General features: G+C 49.2%; 14 protein-coding genes and 1 pseudogene. 12 read left to right on the top strand and 3 right to left on the bottom strand.

The annotated features are described in order from the left end of the window. Positions 1-159: 159 nt before the first annotated feature. From Pmgp_RS06645 to Pmgp_RS06610, 7 genes are all read left to right on the top strand, one after another. Positions 160-858: a peptidylprolyl isomerase gene (locus Pmgp_RS06645; protein WP_243119752.1), complete on the top strand. Its 699-nt coding sequence runs from the start codon at positions 160-162 to the stop codon at positions 856-858. 116 nt (positions 859-974) lie between these two features. Then, positions 975-1,838 (top strand): YitT family protein, encoded by an 864-nt coding sequence (locus Pmgp_RS06640; protein WP_134213190.1) that lies wholly within the window; start codon positions 975-977, stop codon positions 1,836-1,838. Positions 1,839-2,193: 355 nt separating this feature from the next. Continuing rightward, positions 2,194-3,555 carry a hexokinase family protein gene (locus Pmgp_RS06630; protein ID WP_205077965.1) on the top strand — a complete coding sequence of 454 codons (1,362 nt, stop codon included), beginning with the start codon at positions 2,194-2,196 and terminating at the stop codon, positions 3,553-3,555. A 17-nt stretch (positions 3,556-3,572) separates the two neighbouring features. Next, positions 3,573-7,940, top strand: a complete 4,368-nt coding sequence (locus Pmgp_RS06625; RefSeq protein ID WP_134213189.1) for an acyl-CoA dehydratase activase — start codon at positions 3,573-3,575, stop codon at positions 7,938-7,940. 33 nt (positions 7,941-7,973) lie between these two features. Beyond that, complete coding sequence (locus tag Pmgp_RS06620) at positions 7,974-8,765, top strand: enoyl-CoA hydratase/isomerase family protein (protein ID WP_134213188.1); 792 nt, start codon at positions 7,974-7,976, stop codon at positions 8,763-8,765. 77 nt (positions 8,766-8,842) lie between these two features. Further along, a complete protein-coding gene (locus Pmgp_RS06615; RefSeq protein ID WP_134213187.1) occupies positions 8,843-9,751 on the top strand; it encodes a PLP-dependent cysteine synthase family protein in 909 nt (302 codons plus the stop codon). Between the two features lie 264 nt (positions 9,752-10,015). Next, on the top strand, positions 10,016-10,210 hold the full coding sequence (locus Pmgp_RS06610; protein ID WP_134213186.1) for a hypothetical protein: 195 nt from the start codon (positions 10,016-10,018) through the stop codon (positions 10,208-10,210). 81 nt (positions 10,211-10,291) lie between these two features. Here the strand turns inward: Pmgp_RS06610 and Pmgp_RS06605 are convergent, their stop codons facing one another. After that, positions 10,292-10,543: a DUF1540 domain-containing protein gene (locus Pmgp_RS06605; RefSeq protein WP_134213185.1), complete on the bottom strand. Its 252-nt coding sequence runs from the start codon at positions 10,541-10,543 to the stop codon at positions 10,292-10,294. Positions 10,544-10,674: 131 nt separating this feature from the next. Here Pmgp_RS06605 and Pmgp_RS06600 point away from each other — a divergent pair, with 131 nt between their 5' ends. After that, positions 10,675-11,898: a M48 family metallopeptidase gene (locus Pmgp_RS06600; protein WP_134213184.1), complete on the top strand. Its 1,224-nt coding sequence runs from the start codon at positions 10,675-10,677 to the stop codon at positions 11,896-11,898. 486 nt (positions 11,899-12,384) lie between these two features. Here the strand turns inward: Pmgp_RS06600 and Pmgp_RS06590 are convergent, their stop codons facing one another. Then, the gene (locus Pmgp_RS06590; protein WP_134213182.1) at positions 12,385-12,678 is read right to left on the bottom strand and encodes an AbrB/MazE/SpoVT family DNA-binding domain-containing protein; all 294 of its coding nucleotides are present in this window, start codon (positions 12,676-12,678) and stop codon (positions 12,385-12,387) included. Positions 12,679-12,869: 191 nt separating this feature from the next. Between Pmgp_RS06590 and Pmgp_RS06585 the strand changes: the two are divergent. From Pmgp_RS06585 to Pmgp_RS06570, 4 genes and pseudogenes are all read left to right on the top strand, one after another. Beyond that, a pseudogene (locus Pmgp_RS06585) lies at positions 12,870-13,025 on the top strand (NAD-dependent epimerase/dehydratase family protein); the annotation flags it as partial. A 53-nt stretch (positions 13,026-13,078) separates the two neighbouring features. Further along, complete coding sequence (locus tag Pmgp_RS20670; protein ID WP_345789129.1) at positions 13,079-13,900, top strand: DUF3788 domain-containing protein; 822 nt, start codon at positions 13,079-13,081, stop codon at positions 13,898-13,900. Between the two features lie 214 nt (positions 13,901-14,114). Beyond that, positions 14,115-14,813, top strand: coding sequence for a methyltransferase family protein (locus tag Pmgp_RS06575; protein WP_134213180.1), 699 nt, complete (start codon positions 14,115-14,117; stop codon positions 14,811-14,813). A gap of 25 nt (positions 14,814-14,838) precedes the next feature. Then, positions 14,839-15,696 (top strand): DUF6544 family protein, encoded by an 858-nt coding sequence (locus Pmgp_RS06570; protein ID WP_134213179.1) that lies wholly within the window; start codon positions 14,839-14,841, stop codon positions 15,694-15,696. A 150-nt stretch (positions 15,697-15,846) separates the two neighbouring features. On the opposite strand, the gene Pmgp_RS06565 is transcribed toward Pmgp_RS06570, so the two are convergent. Next, positions 15,847-16,284, bottom strand: coding sequence for a DUF4912 domain-containing protein (locus Pmgp_RS06565; protein WP_134213178.1), 438 nt, complete (start codon positions 16,282-16,284; stop codon positions 15,847-15,849). Positions 16,285-16,412: the final 128 nt, after the last annotated feature.

Raw genomic sequence — 16,412 nt, 5'->3', positions numbered from 1 at the left:
AAACAAAATTTAATAGTTTTGTGTATAAGTTGTTTGCGAACGGTTAATATACTTATTGTATGCCACTTTATCCATTCCCTGCTCCCCGAGCAGGGTTTTTCTTTTTTTGCGTCGAAGTTATTGCAAGCCAAAATATTTGAATTTGTAGGGGGGAGATAGTTGGCTGAGAAAACAAAAAACAAAAAGAGCAACCAGTCTGCAAAAAACAGTAAAAGCGTTAAAAATGTTAAGAATGACAAAAACACAAAAAACATCAAGAATGCCGGAGGCGCCCAAAAGGGTAAAAGCGCTGCCGCCAAGACTTCAGCCAGGTCCGGCGCATCCATGTTTTCAGATAAAAAGAAAAGAAACATCATTTTTGCCGCTGCAGCTGTTATTATGATCATTCTGGCTGTCTCCATCGCCTACTGGTCAACCAAAAAAGGCGTGGAAACAGCAAAAACCGTTACCGTGCAAACCGCTAAAGGACCTATTGTATTTGAGGTTTACCCCAACAAGATGCCTGTTACAGTGGCCAATTTTGAAAAACTGGCCGGCTCTAACTTTTACGACGGCCTTACCTTCCACCGTGTGGAGGACTGGGTGATCCAGGGCGGCGACCCGCTGGGCAACGGTACAGGCGGACCTGGTTGGTCCATCCCGCTGGAAACGAACCAGGACCTTAAGAACGTGCGCGGCGCTGTGGCCATGGCCCGCAGCCAGGATCCCAACTCTGCCGGCTCACAGTTTTACATTTTGAAAAAAGACGCGAGTTATCTGGATGGACAGTATGCTGTCTTTGGCAAGGTGATCAAGGGTATGGACGTTGTTGACCAGATTGAAAAAGGCGATAAGATGGAGTCGGTAAAGATAGAGTAGACAAGCTATTTAAAATTAAGCCGTCTGATATGTAAGAAACCAAACTACCCCCGCTTAACGGCGAGGGTAGTCGCTATTTTGGGTATGTTATAATAAAAATAAAAGGAAGTTGATTAATGACACCAAAAAAGAAAAGCATTATTTTCAAGTACGTTAAAAAGTATTTTTTCCTAATGATTGGCGCTGTCCTGGCAGCAGTCGGGCTGGAAATTTTTATGGTGCCCAATAATATTATTGACGGCGGGATAGTGGGCGTTTCCATAATTTCCAGCACTCTCACCAGGCTTCCCCTGGGAGCTTTCATATTTATCCTGAATTTACCCTTTCTTTTTGTCGGGTACAAACAGATAGGAAAAACTTTCGTCCTATCCACATTGTTCTCGGTGACCATACTTTCCATAGGCGTTACGATTCTTCATCCTATTCCCGGGCTGACTAAAGATGTTTTGCTCGCGGCGGTTTTCGGCGGGATCGTCCTTGGGGTTGGTGTGGGCCTGATTATTCGCTACGGCGGCTCTTTGGACGGCACTGAAATAGTGGCCATCATTCTTGACAAGCGGACGGGCTTTTCCATCGGTGAAATCGTAATGTTTTTTAATATTTTCATTTTAAGCAGCGCCGGCCTGTTTTTTGGCTGGGACAAGGCGATGTACTCCCTGCTTGCCTATTTTATCGCCTTCAAGGTTATCGATGTCACCGTGGAAGGGCTGGACGAATCAAAAGCGGTGATGATTGTATCTGAAAAACCCGAGCAGATTGCTGAAGTGTTAATGGCCCGTTTGGGGAGGGGCGTTACCTTTTTGGACGGCAAAGGCGGCTACACAGGTGAAGTAAAAAGCGTCTTGTACTCAGTGATTACACGCCTGGAAATTGCCAAATTGAAATCTATCGTAGACGAAATAGATGAAAATGCTTTTATCACCATTAGTGATGTTCACGAAGTCATGGGCGGACGGTTCAAGAAGAGGGCAATTCACTGATCATAGTTTTTACCCGCAACCCTCCACGGTTTTTTCCATAAAACATACTGTGAAAGGCAGGTGATCATATTTCTTCAGGCCGGTCTCAATAAAACCATATATGCCATACCAGTTTTTCAGGACGGAATTCTCATTAACATTTGAGTTCCGCCAAATTTGTGAATGCCGGGTTTGCGGGACAATTCGTTTCTGTAAAGCTAAAAACATTAATAAAATGACCCGCGGTTCCTCTCTAAGATCAGGAGCCGCGGGTCTGAAATTTTACAAGCCAAATTGTTAATTTTACAATATATGTGATAACATAAGTAATAAGGCAATTATTTCTTCATAAACCTTTTGGCTGGAGACTATAATATTGAGGCAGGCAGAAACACCAGAAAAAACTGGTTTAGGTGACGCCCTGTGTAAACTCGATCAATTGTTTAAAGTGACGGGTCAGGATTTACGCGAGATTGCCGGGCGATTTCACCAAGCTATGCTCGACGGCCTGGCCGGCGCCATAGGGCCGCTGAAGATGCTCCCTTCATTTATAAGTACACCTTCCGGTCTGGAAAAGGGCAGGTTCTTCGCGGTTGATTTCGGCGGCACCAACGTCCGGATTTTACTGGTGGAACTGCTGGGGAACGGGCGATCCAGCATTTTAAAAAGAAAGTCTATGCCGCTGAAAGACCCTGCCGCTAGCTACGACTTCACTCAGGCGACAGCGACAGGCAGCGAGCTTTTTGATTTGCTGGCCGGGCAGATCAAGGGACTGGCCGTACCAGGCGAGGTTTGCGCGCTGGGCCACACTTTTTCTTTTCCATCCCGCTCTTATGACATCAACAAGGCCGTTCTGATCAATTGGACCAAGGAAATTAAAACCGGACAGGTGGAAGGCCGGGACATCAACCAGCTGCTGGCTGAAGCTTTGCGGCGCCAGGGCCTGCCCGGAGTTATTCCAGCGGCTGTTATTAACGACACAGTGGGCACACTGCTGGCGGCGGCTTATAGTGACCCCGGCGCCGATATCGGCTCCATCTGCGGCACCGGCCATAATACCTGTTACCTTGAACCCCGGCCTGCTTGCGGGCGCGGGCCGGTGATTATCAACCTGGAATCCGGTAATTTTAACCTTTTATCTTTTAATGTTTATGATCAGCTGCTGGACCAGGCCAGCGAAAAGCCGGGTGAACAGCGGCTGGAGAAAATGGTTTCAGGCCGTTACCTGGGGGAACTGACACGGCTGGTTGTCAGCAATCTGGCACGGCAGGGCTTGCTGCTGAGAGGCAGCATGACTGATCCGGATGGGCTGCTCCACCGGCCATACAGCATTGACACTGAGCTGGTAGCTCTGGCGCTGTCAGATGACTCACCAGGAATCGCCCGCCTGGGAGGCTGGCTGGCAGAAAATCTCGGTGTCAAGGAACCGCTGCCCGGGGAACTGGCGGCTATACGGCATATAGCGGGGCTTGTGGCGTCAAGGTCAGCCCGGCTGATTGCAGCTACTTATCTAGGTATCCTGAGACACCTTGACCCCGCTTTGCGGGATAGGCATACCATCGCCGTTGACGGCAGCCTGTATGAGAAAATGCCCGGTTTTGAGCGCAACATCCGGTCAGCCCTGGACGAGGTTTTGGCGGAAGGCGGCAACCGGGTGGCACTAAAACTTACCAAAGAAGGTTCGGGTATTGGCGCGGCTATAGCCGCGGCGATAGCTTCAAAACAACAGATAGATTAATACCGGGGTGAAATTAATTGAAGGCACTGGGCCTGTGTATAGGAGCTTCTAATATAAGCCTGGTTTTGTTGGAAAAGGACCAGCATCATCACATAAGCGTGCTGGAGACCAGGACCGCGCCCCATGAGGGCAACCCCCGCGGCGCCATCATGAACATGGCTGACGCGGCGCTGCTGCGCTCTGTGGACAGGGTCGCCGTGACGGGAAGAAAGCTGAAAAGCAAATTGAACGCTTCCGCCATTTCCGAGCCCGAGGCGGTGGAGCAGGCTTTTGCATTTATAAAAGAAGAATACCGCGGCGCCGATGTGATCGTCAGCGCGGGCGGCGAGACTTTTATCGCCTATAAGCTGGACCGGGAAGGCAAAATCACCAACGTTTTTACCGGAAACAAGTGCGCTTCCGGAACGGGAGAATTTTTCCTGCAGCAGATTAAAAGAATGGATTTAGGTATTGAAGAAGCGGTATCCATTGCTGATCTGGACAACCCGTACAGGGTGGCCGGGCGCTGCTCCGTTTTTTGTAAGAGCGACTGTACGCACGCCTTGAACAAGGGCGCCCCCAAAGAAAGAGTGGCCGCCGGGCTTTGCGAGATGATGGCTGTGAAGGTACAGGAGCTGCTGAAAAAAACTGAGTATGACACGGTATTGGTTGTAGGCGGGGCCTCCGCCAATACGGCCATGATCAATTTTTTGAAAAAGGAGATTGACAAGCTTTACATACCTGAGGAGGCCAGGTATTTTGAGGCGCTGGGCGCCGCTTTATGGGCGCTGGACACGGAAACGATCCCTGTGGCCCGCCCGGAAAACCTGTTTAAAGCAGGAGAAGGCTCTTTTACATACCTGCCGGCTATTAAAGATTTCACTTCCAAGGTTGATTTCAAGGAAACCTTTCGCCAGGAAGCGCAAAAAGGGGATACCTGCATTATTGGTTTGGACGTCGGCTCTACTACCACTAAAGCAGTGGTGATGCGGGCCGGCGACAACGCCATCCTGGCCAGCTGTTACCTGCGCACCAACGGCGACCCGATTGGAGCTTCAAGACAGTGCTACCGCGAGGTCAGCCGGCAGTTAAAAGAAGAAGTGCATATAACGGGGCTGGGTGTGACCGGGTCCGGCAGGCAGATCGCCGGCCTGCACGCCCTGACTCCGGCGGTGATAAATGAGATTATCGCCCACGCGGCTGCCGCAGTCTATTTCGATCCCCTGGTGGACACCATTTTTGAAATTGGGGGGCAGGATGCCAAGTACACTTATATAACTAACGGAGTGGCCTCCGACTACGCCATGAACGAGGCCTGCTCCGCGGGAACAGGTTCTTTTCTGGAAGAGGCCGCGCGGGAGTCTCTTTATATCAGCACTGAAGAAATAGGGGACATCGCCCTGACCAGCGACAGGCCTCTTAACTTCAGCGACCAGTGCGCAGCTTTTATCAGCAGCGATATTAAAAGCGCCATCCAGGAAGGGGCTGAAGTGCGTGACCTGGCCGCGGGGCTGGTCTACTCTATCTGCCTGAATTACATTAACAGGGTCAAGGGGAACCGGGCAGTGGGGCGGAAGGTTTTCATGCAGGGAGGGGTTTGCTACAACAAAGCCGTACCGGCGGCGATGGCCGCGCTGACCGGCAAGGACATCATTGTGCCGCCGGAGCCGGGGCTTATGGGTGCTTTCGGGGTGGCGCTGGAAGTGAAGAACAAGCTCGCGCTGGGGCTGCTGAAGCCCGCGTCGTATGATCTGGAAGAGCTGGCGGCGCGTGATATTTCTTACGGTGAGCCTTTTACCTGCGCCGGGGGCAAAGAAAAGTGCGACCGTAAATGCTCTATCAACAGGATTAAAATACTGGGGAAGTTTTACCCGTTTGGCGGCGCCTGCAACAAATACGTCAACCTGGTCAGGGAGCAAAAGGAGCCCGATCTTGAGAAGTTTGACCTGGTCAACCTGCGGGAAAGACTGGTGTTTAAAAAATTCGGGACTGAAAGGGGCAAGCGCCTGCTGCCGCCCAATCACAAAACTGTGGCGCTGAACAATTCCCTGCTGACAAACACGCTTTTTCCCCTTTACTATAACTTTTTTACCGCCCTGGGCTTTGACCTGCTGCTGGGCGAGGATATTGACGCGGTCGGCGTGGAGAGAAGAGGCGCGGAATTCTGTTATCCCGTCGAGATCGCGCACGGTTCGCTGATGGGTTTACTCAAGAAAAATCCCGATGTCTTTTTCCTGCCGCACGTTGGCTCGCTCCCTGTGGAGAAGGGTATTGACACCAGTGTCACCTGCCCTTTTGTCCAGTCTGAACCATACTACCTGCAGACGGCCTTTGATGAGTTGAAAGGCAAGCTGCTGCTGACGCCGGTGTTTAATTTCGCCGGTGGTTACGAGCAGGAGCAGGGCAGTTTTGTTAATATCGGCAGGCAGTTGGGGGTTAGCGCGAAAGCGGCGAAAGAAGCTTTCAGCCTGGCCGTACAGGCCCAAAGGGATTTTCATGACGAGTGCAAAAGAATTGGCCTGGCGTTTTTAGAGGATCTTGCCAAGCATCCGGAGGAAACTGCTGTGGCGCTTTTTGGGCGGCCGTATAACGCCTTTACTAAGAAAGCCAACATGGGCATCCCGCAGAAGTTTGCTACCAGGGGCTACCGGATTATTCCCTATGATTTTTTACCCTACGGGGATGAGGATACTTTTGAAAATATGTTCTGGGCGCAGGGTCAGATGAACCTTAAAGCAGCCAGGTTTGTCAGCCGCCACCCGCAGCTTTTTGCCACCTACATCACAAATTTCAGCTGTGGCCCGGACTCCTTTATTGTCAGCTTCTTCAGGGACATTATGGGCGATAAGCCTTCTCTGACCCTGGAACTGGACAGCCACTCGGCGGATGCCGGCCTGGATACACGGGTGGAGGCTTTCCTCGATGTTGTCAAAAGCTATATTGAAACCGGCAGGAGAGAAAAGGCCGCCGGGCAGGAAAAATTTAAGCCGGCATCGGTGGTTACTGACGGCGACAAAACCTGGGTGGTGGACTCTGGGGGGAAAAGGTACTCCTTAAATAACCCCAGAGTGCATGTGCTCATGCCGTCGATGGGGGACCTCGGCTCAAAGCTGCTGGCCGCTTCCCTAAGACATTTCGGCATCAACACCACAGCAGTGCCCGCCCCCGCGTCCAGGGAGCTGAAAATCGGTAAAGGCTACGCTTCCTGCAAGGAATGCCTGCCGCTGATTCTAACCGTGGGCAGCCTGTTTGACTACCTTGAAAAGAGGGAGAACGGGGATGAGCTTCTGGTCTACTTTATGCCCACATCCTCCGGGCCCTGCAGGTTTGGGCAGTACAACGTGCTTATTAAAAGCCTGATTGAGAAGATGAAGCTGAAGGATGTGACCCAAATCTCGCTGACCTGTGAGAACAGCTATGCGGGACTGGGCACAGGCTTTACCATAAGAGCCTGGCAGGCTGTGATTATCGGTGATGTGCTTGAGGAAATCTACAGCGCCATCCTCACAATCGCCAGGGATAAAGACAGTGCCCTCGGTGTTTTCAATGATGTTTGCGCCAGGATCATCCGCAGTGTGGAAAAAGACGATTGGAAAGGACTCAAGGAAAACCTCAGGGAAGCCGCGCGTACTTTGCAGACCATCAAAAAGGAACGGCCTCTGGCACAAACACCCAAGGCGGCTCTGGTCGGAGAGATCTACGTGCGCAGGGACGGGTTTTCCAGACAGTACCTGGTTGAAAGACTGGCTGGCAGGGGCATCATGGTCAAGACCGCGCCTATAGCGGAGTGGGTGTACTTTTGTGATTACCTGATGAAAAATAATCTTAATGCCGGCAGCAATAAAAAAGGTTTTATCGGCAGCTACATTGAACAATTTTTCAAAAATATGTATGAAAGGACTATAAAAGGGATATTCTCGCACTCCGGCCTGTATGAGGCGCACATGGTTGATGTGGAGAAAATGATCGATAATGTTTCAGCCCTGATCTCGCCGAAGCTAACGGTGGAAACAATACTGACCGCCGGCGCGGCAGTCACGGAAGTGGTCGAAGAGGTAGCCGGGGTTATTTCAATCGGCCCGTTTGGCTGTATGCCCAGCAGAATCGCTGAAGCAGTGCTTAACGCTAAAATGAGCGAAACAAAAATAGCCACTGCCGGAGACAGAGAGCTGGTGGCCAGGGTGATGCAGCGCTGCCCGTCACTGCCGTTTCTGGCCGTTGAAACAGACGGCAACGCTTTTCCCCAGGTTATTGAAGCCAAACTGGAGATATTCTGCCTCCAGGTGAAAAGGCTGCACGACCGGATCCAGGAAGTAAAAGCAAAAGGCGCGTATGGAAAAGTTGCCGGAGCCGAAAGGATAGGGGAGTGCCAGGGCATATTAAACAACCTGCGCAAAGCCAGGTAGAGCAGAGATTATAAAAAGGGAGAGGGTGATCAGTTGTCTTTTAAAGATATTCTTTTTACCAGGCAGGACGCTGTCGCTACTATTACCATGAACCGTCCGGCCAATTTCAACGCTCTGAATCTCAGCCTGTCCGAGGAACTGAACGCTGCGCTGGAAATGTGCGGCAGGGACCATGAGATCAGGGTGGTTGTGCTTACCGGCAGCGGCAAAGCTTTCTGCTCCGGCGGTGATATCAAGTATTTTGAGCAGTTTGCCGGCTCGCAGCCGGACGAGCCTGTCTACCGCCTGCTGGACCCCCTGCACCGCGTCGTTCTGAACATCCGCCAGATGCCCAAGCCGGTGCTGGCCAGCATCAACGGAGCGGTCGGCGGCGCCGGCATGTCGCTGGCGCTTTCCTGCGACCTGCGCATCTGTTCCTCCCAGGTCAAGTTTAAACAGGCTTATACCAGCCTGGGCCTGGCGCCTGACGTCGGCTGGTGCCTCTGGACAGGTTTGCTGGCGGGTTTCAGTAAGGCCTGTGAGATGATTTTCCTCGACCCGGTTTATGACGCCGGGCAGGCCATGGCTATGAACCTTGTGCACAAAGTTGTGGAGCCGGAAGCCCTGGCGGAGGAGACGCGCCAGTGGGCTGAGCGTCTGGCTGCAGGGGCTACGCGCTCTTATGCCGTAGCCAAGGCCGGATTGAACCACGCGCTGCTCACATTATTGGAGCGCCAGCTTGAGGTCGAGCGCCAGGGTGTGCTGGAAGCTGCGCGTTCCGGTGACTATCAGGAGGGATTGAGCGCTTTTTTGGCCAAGCGCAAACCGGCTTTTAAAGGGGTTTAGGTTAATTTTTCTGGAGCCTGGTGAAAAAATACGATATAATAACCGTATTAACTGACCAGACTACTGGAGGAGAAAACATGGATATATTTTCTGCCATTGGCAACACACCGCTCGTGGAATTAAAGAATCTCACCAACGGGAGCAAGGTAAGGGTTTTCGGCAAGCTTGAAGGAAATAACCCGGGTGGCTCAATCAAGGACCGTCCCGCCTACTATATGATTAAAAAAGCCGAGGAGTCCGGCGAGCTGGTTAAAGGCAAGGTCATACTGGAGCCGACCTCCGGCAACACCGGGATTGCCATAGCGATGATAGGCGCGGCCAAAGGGTATGCTGTGAAACTGGTTATGCCGGGCTGTGTAAGCACGGAGAGAAGCCGCATTCTGGAAGCTTTCGGAGCGGAGGTAGTCCTCACTCCTGCGTGTGAAGGGACAGACGGCTCGATCAGGGAAGCGCACCGGATTATTGAAGAAGAGCCGGAAAAGTATTATATGCCCAACCAGTTTACGAATATAAACAACACCCTTTCTCACTACGAGACCACCGGTCCGGAGATCTTTGCGCAGACCGAAGGGGAGATCGACGTTTTTGTCGCGGGAATGGGCACAACCGGGACGCTGATGGGGACAGGCCTCTTCCTGAAAGAAAAAAAACCGCAGATAAAAATCATCGGGGTCGAGCCTTGCAGAGGACATGCCATCCAGGGGCTGAAAAATATGGAGGAAGCGATAGTCCCGAAAATCTACCACCCGGAGCAGATGGATGAGAAGGTCAACATAGAGGATGACGAGGCTTATGAGACGGCCAGGCTGCTGGCTACCAAAGAAGGTATTTTCGTGGGCATGTCCAGCGGCGCGGCAGTGGCCGCGGCATTGCGCGAAGCCAAGAAGATGGTTTCCGGCACCATAGTGGCCATCCTGCCGGACCGCGGTGACCGCTATCTGAGCACAACCCTGTTCAGGTCAATCTGCGCCAAATGCTCCCCCTAGAAAAAATTGACATAGGCAATAAGACGTAGGTCGTAGGTATGCATGATTGTGTCATGGGTCAAAGACCCATGAGGAATTCAGGATAAACCTACGGCTTACGGCCTACTACCTACGACTGAAACTGTAAGTGTAAAACTGGGACATTCCTGTGGGGATGTCTCTTTTTAATGTAAACTCTCCCCTCCTTTCCTGTCGAAATAAACTATAATATTTGTCAAGGAATAACCCCTTTTTTACTGAATACTTCCAGTAAAAAGTAGGGGGGTGTTTCACATCAGCATAGAGGTTGAGGAAATTTTCTGCGGGAGGGTGGAGCGCATGGTTAATGTGTACACCAGGAGAAGGCCTGTAAAAGAGCCGGGCAGGGTTTGGCTGGATATTACCCGCCTCTGTGTCAACCAGAGCTGTCAGTACTATGACGACGAAGAAGAATGCCCTCTGGAAAGAAAACATGGCTGATTCCCGGGGCAGGCCGGCGTAAGCTCCGCTGGATATATCAAGATCAGGACCCGGCTGTAGGCCGGCCGGGTCCAGGAAGGTTTAAGACATTTTTTTGACACTGTCAGCGTTAATATCTTTTGACCCCTTGGCAACGTAAGTTTTGCAGCAGGTTGCCATACAGGAACCGGCTGTGGCGGGAGTCAGCTGTTTAGCCATGGTCGCGTCAATATGGTCAAGATGTTGGCTGCCGAACTCGTCCGTAGATACAAGTATTTCGTTGGCTTGACACTTGTTGCCCTGGATCCAGTAATGGCAGTCGTTGACGATACAGTGAATGTGCTGTTGATTCATCAACTTTATTTCACCCTTTCATTTTATTTTTGCTGCGTTAATATTTTGTTCTGTTGATAAGCAAATTATTAGATAGCTCAATCTTTAACTTTTTGTTATATTTTTAAAAAAAGGAATTGGAGGTCATACAATTGCAGCCGCGCTTCAATATTATCTGGTTGATTCTGATTACCGGGGCAGGTGTGCTTGGCTTGCTGTATCTCTGGTACACTCTTTTCCCCGGCCGGGTTGCTGCCGACACCTTGCTGTATTTCAGCGCGGAGCAGGTTGAGCGCGGCAGGCAGTACAGCAGGGCCATTCGCCTTGTCTATATCTTCTCTGTTTTCGCGCAGGCCGCGTTCCTGGTCTGGTTTATTTACTCAGGCCGGGCTTCTTCTCTTGCCCGCTGGTCGGAACAAACCGCCGGGGGGTTCTGGACCGGCCTTTTGCTGTTTTTTCTGATGCTCTGGCTGTTTCTGCAGCTTGTAAACCTGCCCTTCACACTTTTCAGCAGCTACTTTTGGCAGCACTGGTGGGGCTTTTCCACCCAGACCATGGGAGCCTGGTGGGTCGATTATGTTAAGGAAAGCGTTATCAGCCTGGTTCTGTCCGCTGCAGGTGTGCTTATCCTTTTCCGGCTGATGGGCCGCTGGCCCAACACCTGGTGGCTGGCCGCCGCCGCCTTTCTTTCAGTCTGGATTTTAATTCAGACTTTTCTCTGGCCTGTGGTTGTCGCTCCGCTATTCAACCGCTTTACCCCGGCCACTGATCCCGCCGTGACTTCCATGGTAAGGGATCTGGCTGATAAAGCAAGGCTGCCTGTGGATGAGGTGCTGATTATGGACGCCAGCAGCCGCACCACCAGAACCAACGCTTATTACGCGGGTTTGGGCAGCACCAAAAGGATCGTGCTGTATGACACTCTGTTAAAAACATACCCGCTGGATGAAGTGAAAGCGGTGGTCGCCCATGAAATGGCGCACTGGCTGAAAGGCCACATTATTAAAGGCTTGATCCTGGGTATCCTGGGCAATTTCATCCTCTGGGTATTTTTGTTCTGGCTGCTGCGGGAGACTGTGCCGCTCCTGACACGCAACCCGGCAGCCTGGGCGGTGATCCTGCTGTTCTTTTTGCTCACTTCTTTCGCCGGCAGCCCCCTGCAGAACTATATCTCCCGGCGTATGGAAACAGAAGCCGACCGCACCTCCGTGGCGCTGACCAGAGACGTACCGGCCGCTGTGCGCCTGGAGGTAGACCTGGCTGTCAGCAACCTGACCGACGTGGCGCCGGCTCCCTTTGTGCAGTGGTTTGGATACAGCCACCCGCCGGCAGCGGTACGGATTAAAACGGTGGAGCAGGCCGGTGAAGCATTGTAAAAAATCCATACCATACTCCCCCACACATGGTCTATACTTCCACCGTAGCTGCCCACGAATTACTCGTGACTTTCCCTTAATAACTTTATTGAGTCACAAAAAAGTCAACTTGGTGGAAAGACAGGCATTAAAATAGCTGAAGGAAATGCTAGTAATGCACGTAAACGTTATATGACAGTCGGAGCCTAAAAAAGAAAAAGTAGCATCTCTGCTACTTTGGAGGAAATACTTCATTGTGAGTACCAATGATATAGAAAGTATTAATCTGGTCTTGCCCATCTGAAGTAATCTCAATAATTATGCGTATCGACATATTAACACTTATCTCGAAAAAGCTATTTGTACCCTGGATTTTCTTATAACGGAGTGAAGGGTGGCCGGGTTCTGACATAAATAATTCAATAGCTTTTACAGCCTGCTTAAAAGAATTATTATCAAGAGACTTAAATTGTTTATCAAATTTACGGGTTGAACGGAACCGTTTGGTCATTGCTCAATACCGTCCAGAAATTCTTTAACAGTCTTAAATTCCCTGGTATTTCCCGATTTAATATCTTCCTTGGCATCCAATAAATCCCTTTGTGTTCTATCAGCCCAAAAATAAGCCTGACTGGAAGGCACAAGTTTCATTGGTTCAATGATAATCTTATTGTCGACCAAACTGATATCAAGAACATCGCCTTCATTAATGTTTAAGGAATCACGGATATCTCTTGGAATACTAATCAGATTACGCTTTTGAACAAAAATCTTATGTGAAAAAGTTTGAGTTTCAGACATAAAAACCACCTCAAGCATATTGTGCTTACAGTATATACGTAATTACGTAAAAAAGCAATAGCTTAAAGACAAATAAAAAAATATCGCTCCGACCATAAAATAACAGATTATTCCCAACACTTAGCCAAGATGGAAGTGGTCGGGACGCATGAATACACGGAACGTTAGACGCCTTTCCGGAGGTGGGAGAGATGAATGTTTTAATTTTTGGCGGGACTGGTTTTATCGGGAGAAACCTGACTGAAGAACTGCTTGCCAGCGGGTATCAGGTGTTCGTTGTGACGAGGAATAGACAAAGAACCGCCAACAGCCTGGGAAGTAAAGTAAAGGTAATAGAGTGGGACAATAATTTCATTTTTTGGAAAAAGCTTTTAACAGAAAATTTGATGCGATTGTATGCTTGAGTAATGCTATTAACGAGGAAGAAGTTGACCCCGTGGAAGCACTGAACAGTATGCAGAGAGTGCTGAATAACAATGGTATAATCATCTTTGATCAGGGCCAAACCGATTTCACCATGAAAAATCCCCCGAAATACTTTCCCGAAGTAAACGACAGGGATTTTTCCAGATTATTCACTATGTCATATGAAGAAAAGATCATGACAGTAAATATTTTTGATTTTCTTCATAAGGAAAATCAATATGATTTTAGACACAGTGAATTTAAAATATGGCTGAGAATGATGTCCGATTGGGAAAAGATTATGGAACAAACGAAATTGAACGCCACCTTTTACGGTAATTGGGATTTTGAACCGTATAACGAGAGGAGAATGCCTGTGCAGTGGAGTGAGTTGTATCACAGCGATAAAATGCCTTCCTTTGAGGATATTGAGCGCTATGTCGGCAAAGGAGCGCCGCTGTGGCGGGAACTACTTTCATATATTGAAAACGCATATCAGGTCCGGCCCAAAATGAATTACAGCAAATGCGCCGCTCAGCCTGGCTGGAATATTAAATACCAAAAAAGCGGCAAGTCGCTTTGCACACTTTATCCAATGGAAGACTACTTTATCGCGCTTGTAGTTGTAGGTGCGAAAGAGGAAAAAGAGGTGGAATTGTCGCTCTCAATGTTTACACCTTATGTAGCCGGCTTATACCGGCGCACACCTTTTTCCTGCGGGGGCCGCTGGCTGATGATTGACGTTAAAGAGAAGGCTGTGCTGAATGATGTTGAAAGTCTAATAAATATTAGAGTAAAGCCCAAGGTAAAAATTTAGCGCAAACAAGGAGACAAGGGGACACAGAAGCAGCTTTTCCCCTGCTCTGAAAATAATCATCCGGGGGTGGATAAAATGTGGACCAGGAAACTTTTTAATCTGCATGAAAGCATAGGGTACAGTCAGGAATGTCCCTATGATTTTTGCTTCTTTTCAATGAATATAACTTAGTAATGAGTGGAAGCTTATGAGTTAAAAAAGCGGGGGACTCATTATGGCTGAAACCAACAGCATGACTTTAGGCAGAATAATTTTCACCCTTGTCTATATCCTGCTTTTCCCGGCGCTGCTGCTTTTGCTTTCCGGGGACTGGCTCTGGGTGGAGGGCTGGATTTTCAGCGTCTGGTTTGCGGTACTTTGTTTTTCAACTATCATCCACCTGTACCGCCACGACCCCGCCCTGCTGGCGGAAAGGTACAAAAAACCCGGAACAGGCAACCAGAAAGGATGGGACAGGTATGTTGTTGCCGGCCTTTTATTAGGTTTTATAGCCTGGATTGTGATCATGCCGCTGGATGCGAAAAGATACGGGTGGACAGTGTACCTCCCGCTGTGGGTCAAAGTTTTAGGGTTTATTGCATTATTACTTTCATTTTTCTTTTTCTACCGGTCGTATGCCGACAATACCTTTGTGTCGGCACTGGTCAGGATCCAGGCTGAGCGCAAGCAGCGAGTGGTGTCGACAGGAGTTTACAGTATAGTACGGCATCCCATGTATCTAGGGGGGATACTGCTTTTTATCGGAGCGCCGCTGCTGCTGGGTTCGCTGTATGGTTTGATTATCGGCCTGGCCATGTTTTTTCTTTTAGCGGGCAGGATTTTAGGTGAGGAAAAAATGCTGGTAGATGAACTGGAAGGGTACGAGGATTATAAGAAGAAAGTAAGGTACAGGTTGTTTCCCTATATATGGTGAATACAAATGATAGAGAGGTTGATCTATGTCCAGGGTAGCTGTGATAATCGTTGGTATTCTTGCTGTTTTAATAATTTTGTTTTTTGTAGTGTCAGCTGCGGCAAGCAGCCTGTTCAACCGGCAGGTGAAAAAAGAAGTAAAAGAGCTCTTCGAAAATAACCCGGAGCATAAAAAGGAGATTGTTACAAAAGCGGATCTGGCAGGGCTGCCGCAGTGCGTGCAAAAATGGCTGGAACGGTCACAGGTTATAGGCAAGGAAAGAGCAAATACTGTGCGCCTGAAACAAAGGGGGTTGATGAGGCTTAAAGAAGATCAGCCCTGGATGCCTGTTGAGGCAGAACAGTATTTTACCGTAGATGAGCCGGGATTTATCTGGAAAGCCAGAGTCAGGATGAATCCACTTATTTACTTTGCGGGAAAAGACAAGTATGATCAGGGCAAAGGGGAAATGAATATAAAGGTGCTTTCCCTAATACCTGTGGTAAATGCCAGGGGAAATGAAATGGATCAGGGCGCCCTGCTGAGATATCTTGCGGAAATGGCCTGGTTTCCAAGTGCGGCTTTAAACAGCTATCTCAAATGGGAAGAAATAGACGCCAATTCGGCCAGGGTGACTATGAGCTACCAGGGCGTGACAGATTCCGGGATTTACACTTTTGACGACAATGGTGATATTGTCAGCTTTTTCGCCAGGCGGTACAGGGAAGAAAATGGCCGGTATATCCTGACTGACTGGGGAGGGGTCACAAAAGGTTATAATGAGTTTAACGGCGTCAGGATTTCTTCCCAAACGGATGTAATCTGGAAGTTGGAGACAGGAGATTTCACCTGGTTTCAATGCGAGATTACCGACATTGAATACAATAAACCACTTTTATACTAATTTCAATGAAACATCAACCGGTTGAATAATGAATAATGTACGAGGGGGCATTATATTGTCTACTTCAATGAAAGTAATAGCGGCTATAGCATTTATTCTATCGGCCGTTCTTTTTATGCTTTCTTATGTAAGCCGCATGCAATAAACAATCTATTTTTTGTAAAACTCTCCTGAGCTATAACTTGTCCATGCACCTTCCCGGGTGGTGTATCCGCCGGCGCCCCAGAAGCCGGAAGTGACGGGGCTGCCAACCGCGAGGGTGGGGCGCTCCGCCGGAGCCGATACTTTATTTGAATAAATCACGGGATAAACCCCGTCATCCCCGTCTATTATAACTATATCGCAATAATAATCGAGGCCCGGCTCCACACCGGTGATGTAAAAGCTGTCCCAGGCAGGTTTTATGTCAAAGGAGCGGTAAACACCCAGGTTTACCACATTTAACCTCAGCTGCAGTTTTTTTTTGGCCGCCAGGGCCGCTCTCTGGTTTGGCGAAAGATCCCAGTAAACATAGAGAGTACGCGGTGTCTGCACCATCAAAACAAGTGTGTTGTCATTATAATTTGAAGGCAAGGAGATTGGCGTCATTTTTATCACCTTTACCTTTCTATAAAATCATTACATCACTTTTCATATAAAGATTACCAACATATTAAATATAATCCATATATATTAAAATTATATTTCAGAATTATTAAACATTTATTATCTTTTGG

This window comes from Pelotomaculum propionicicum, from assembly GCF_004369225.1.
Lineage (GTDB): Bacteria > Bacillota > Desulfotomaculia > Desulfotomaculales > Pelotomaculaceae > Pelotomaculum_B > Pelotomaculum_B propionicicum.
Note: the sequence above shows the minus strand (reverse complement) of the source record. Positions and strands in the feature narration are given on the sequence as shown.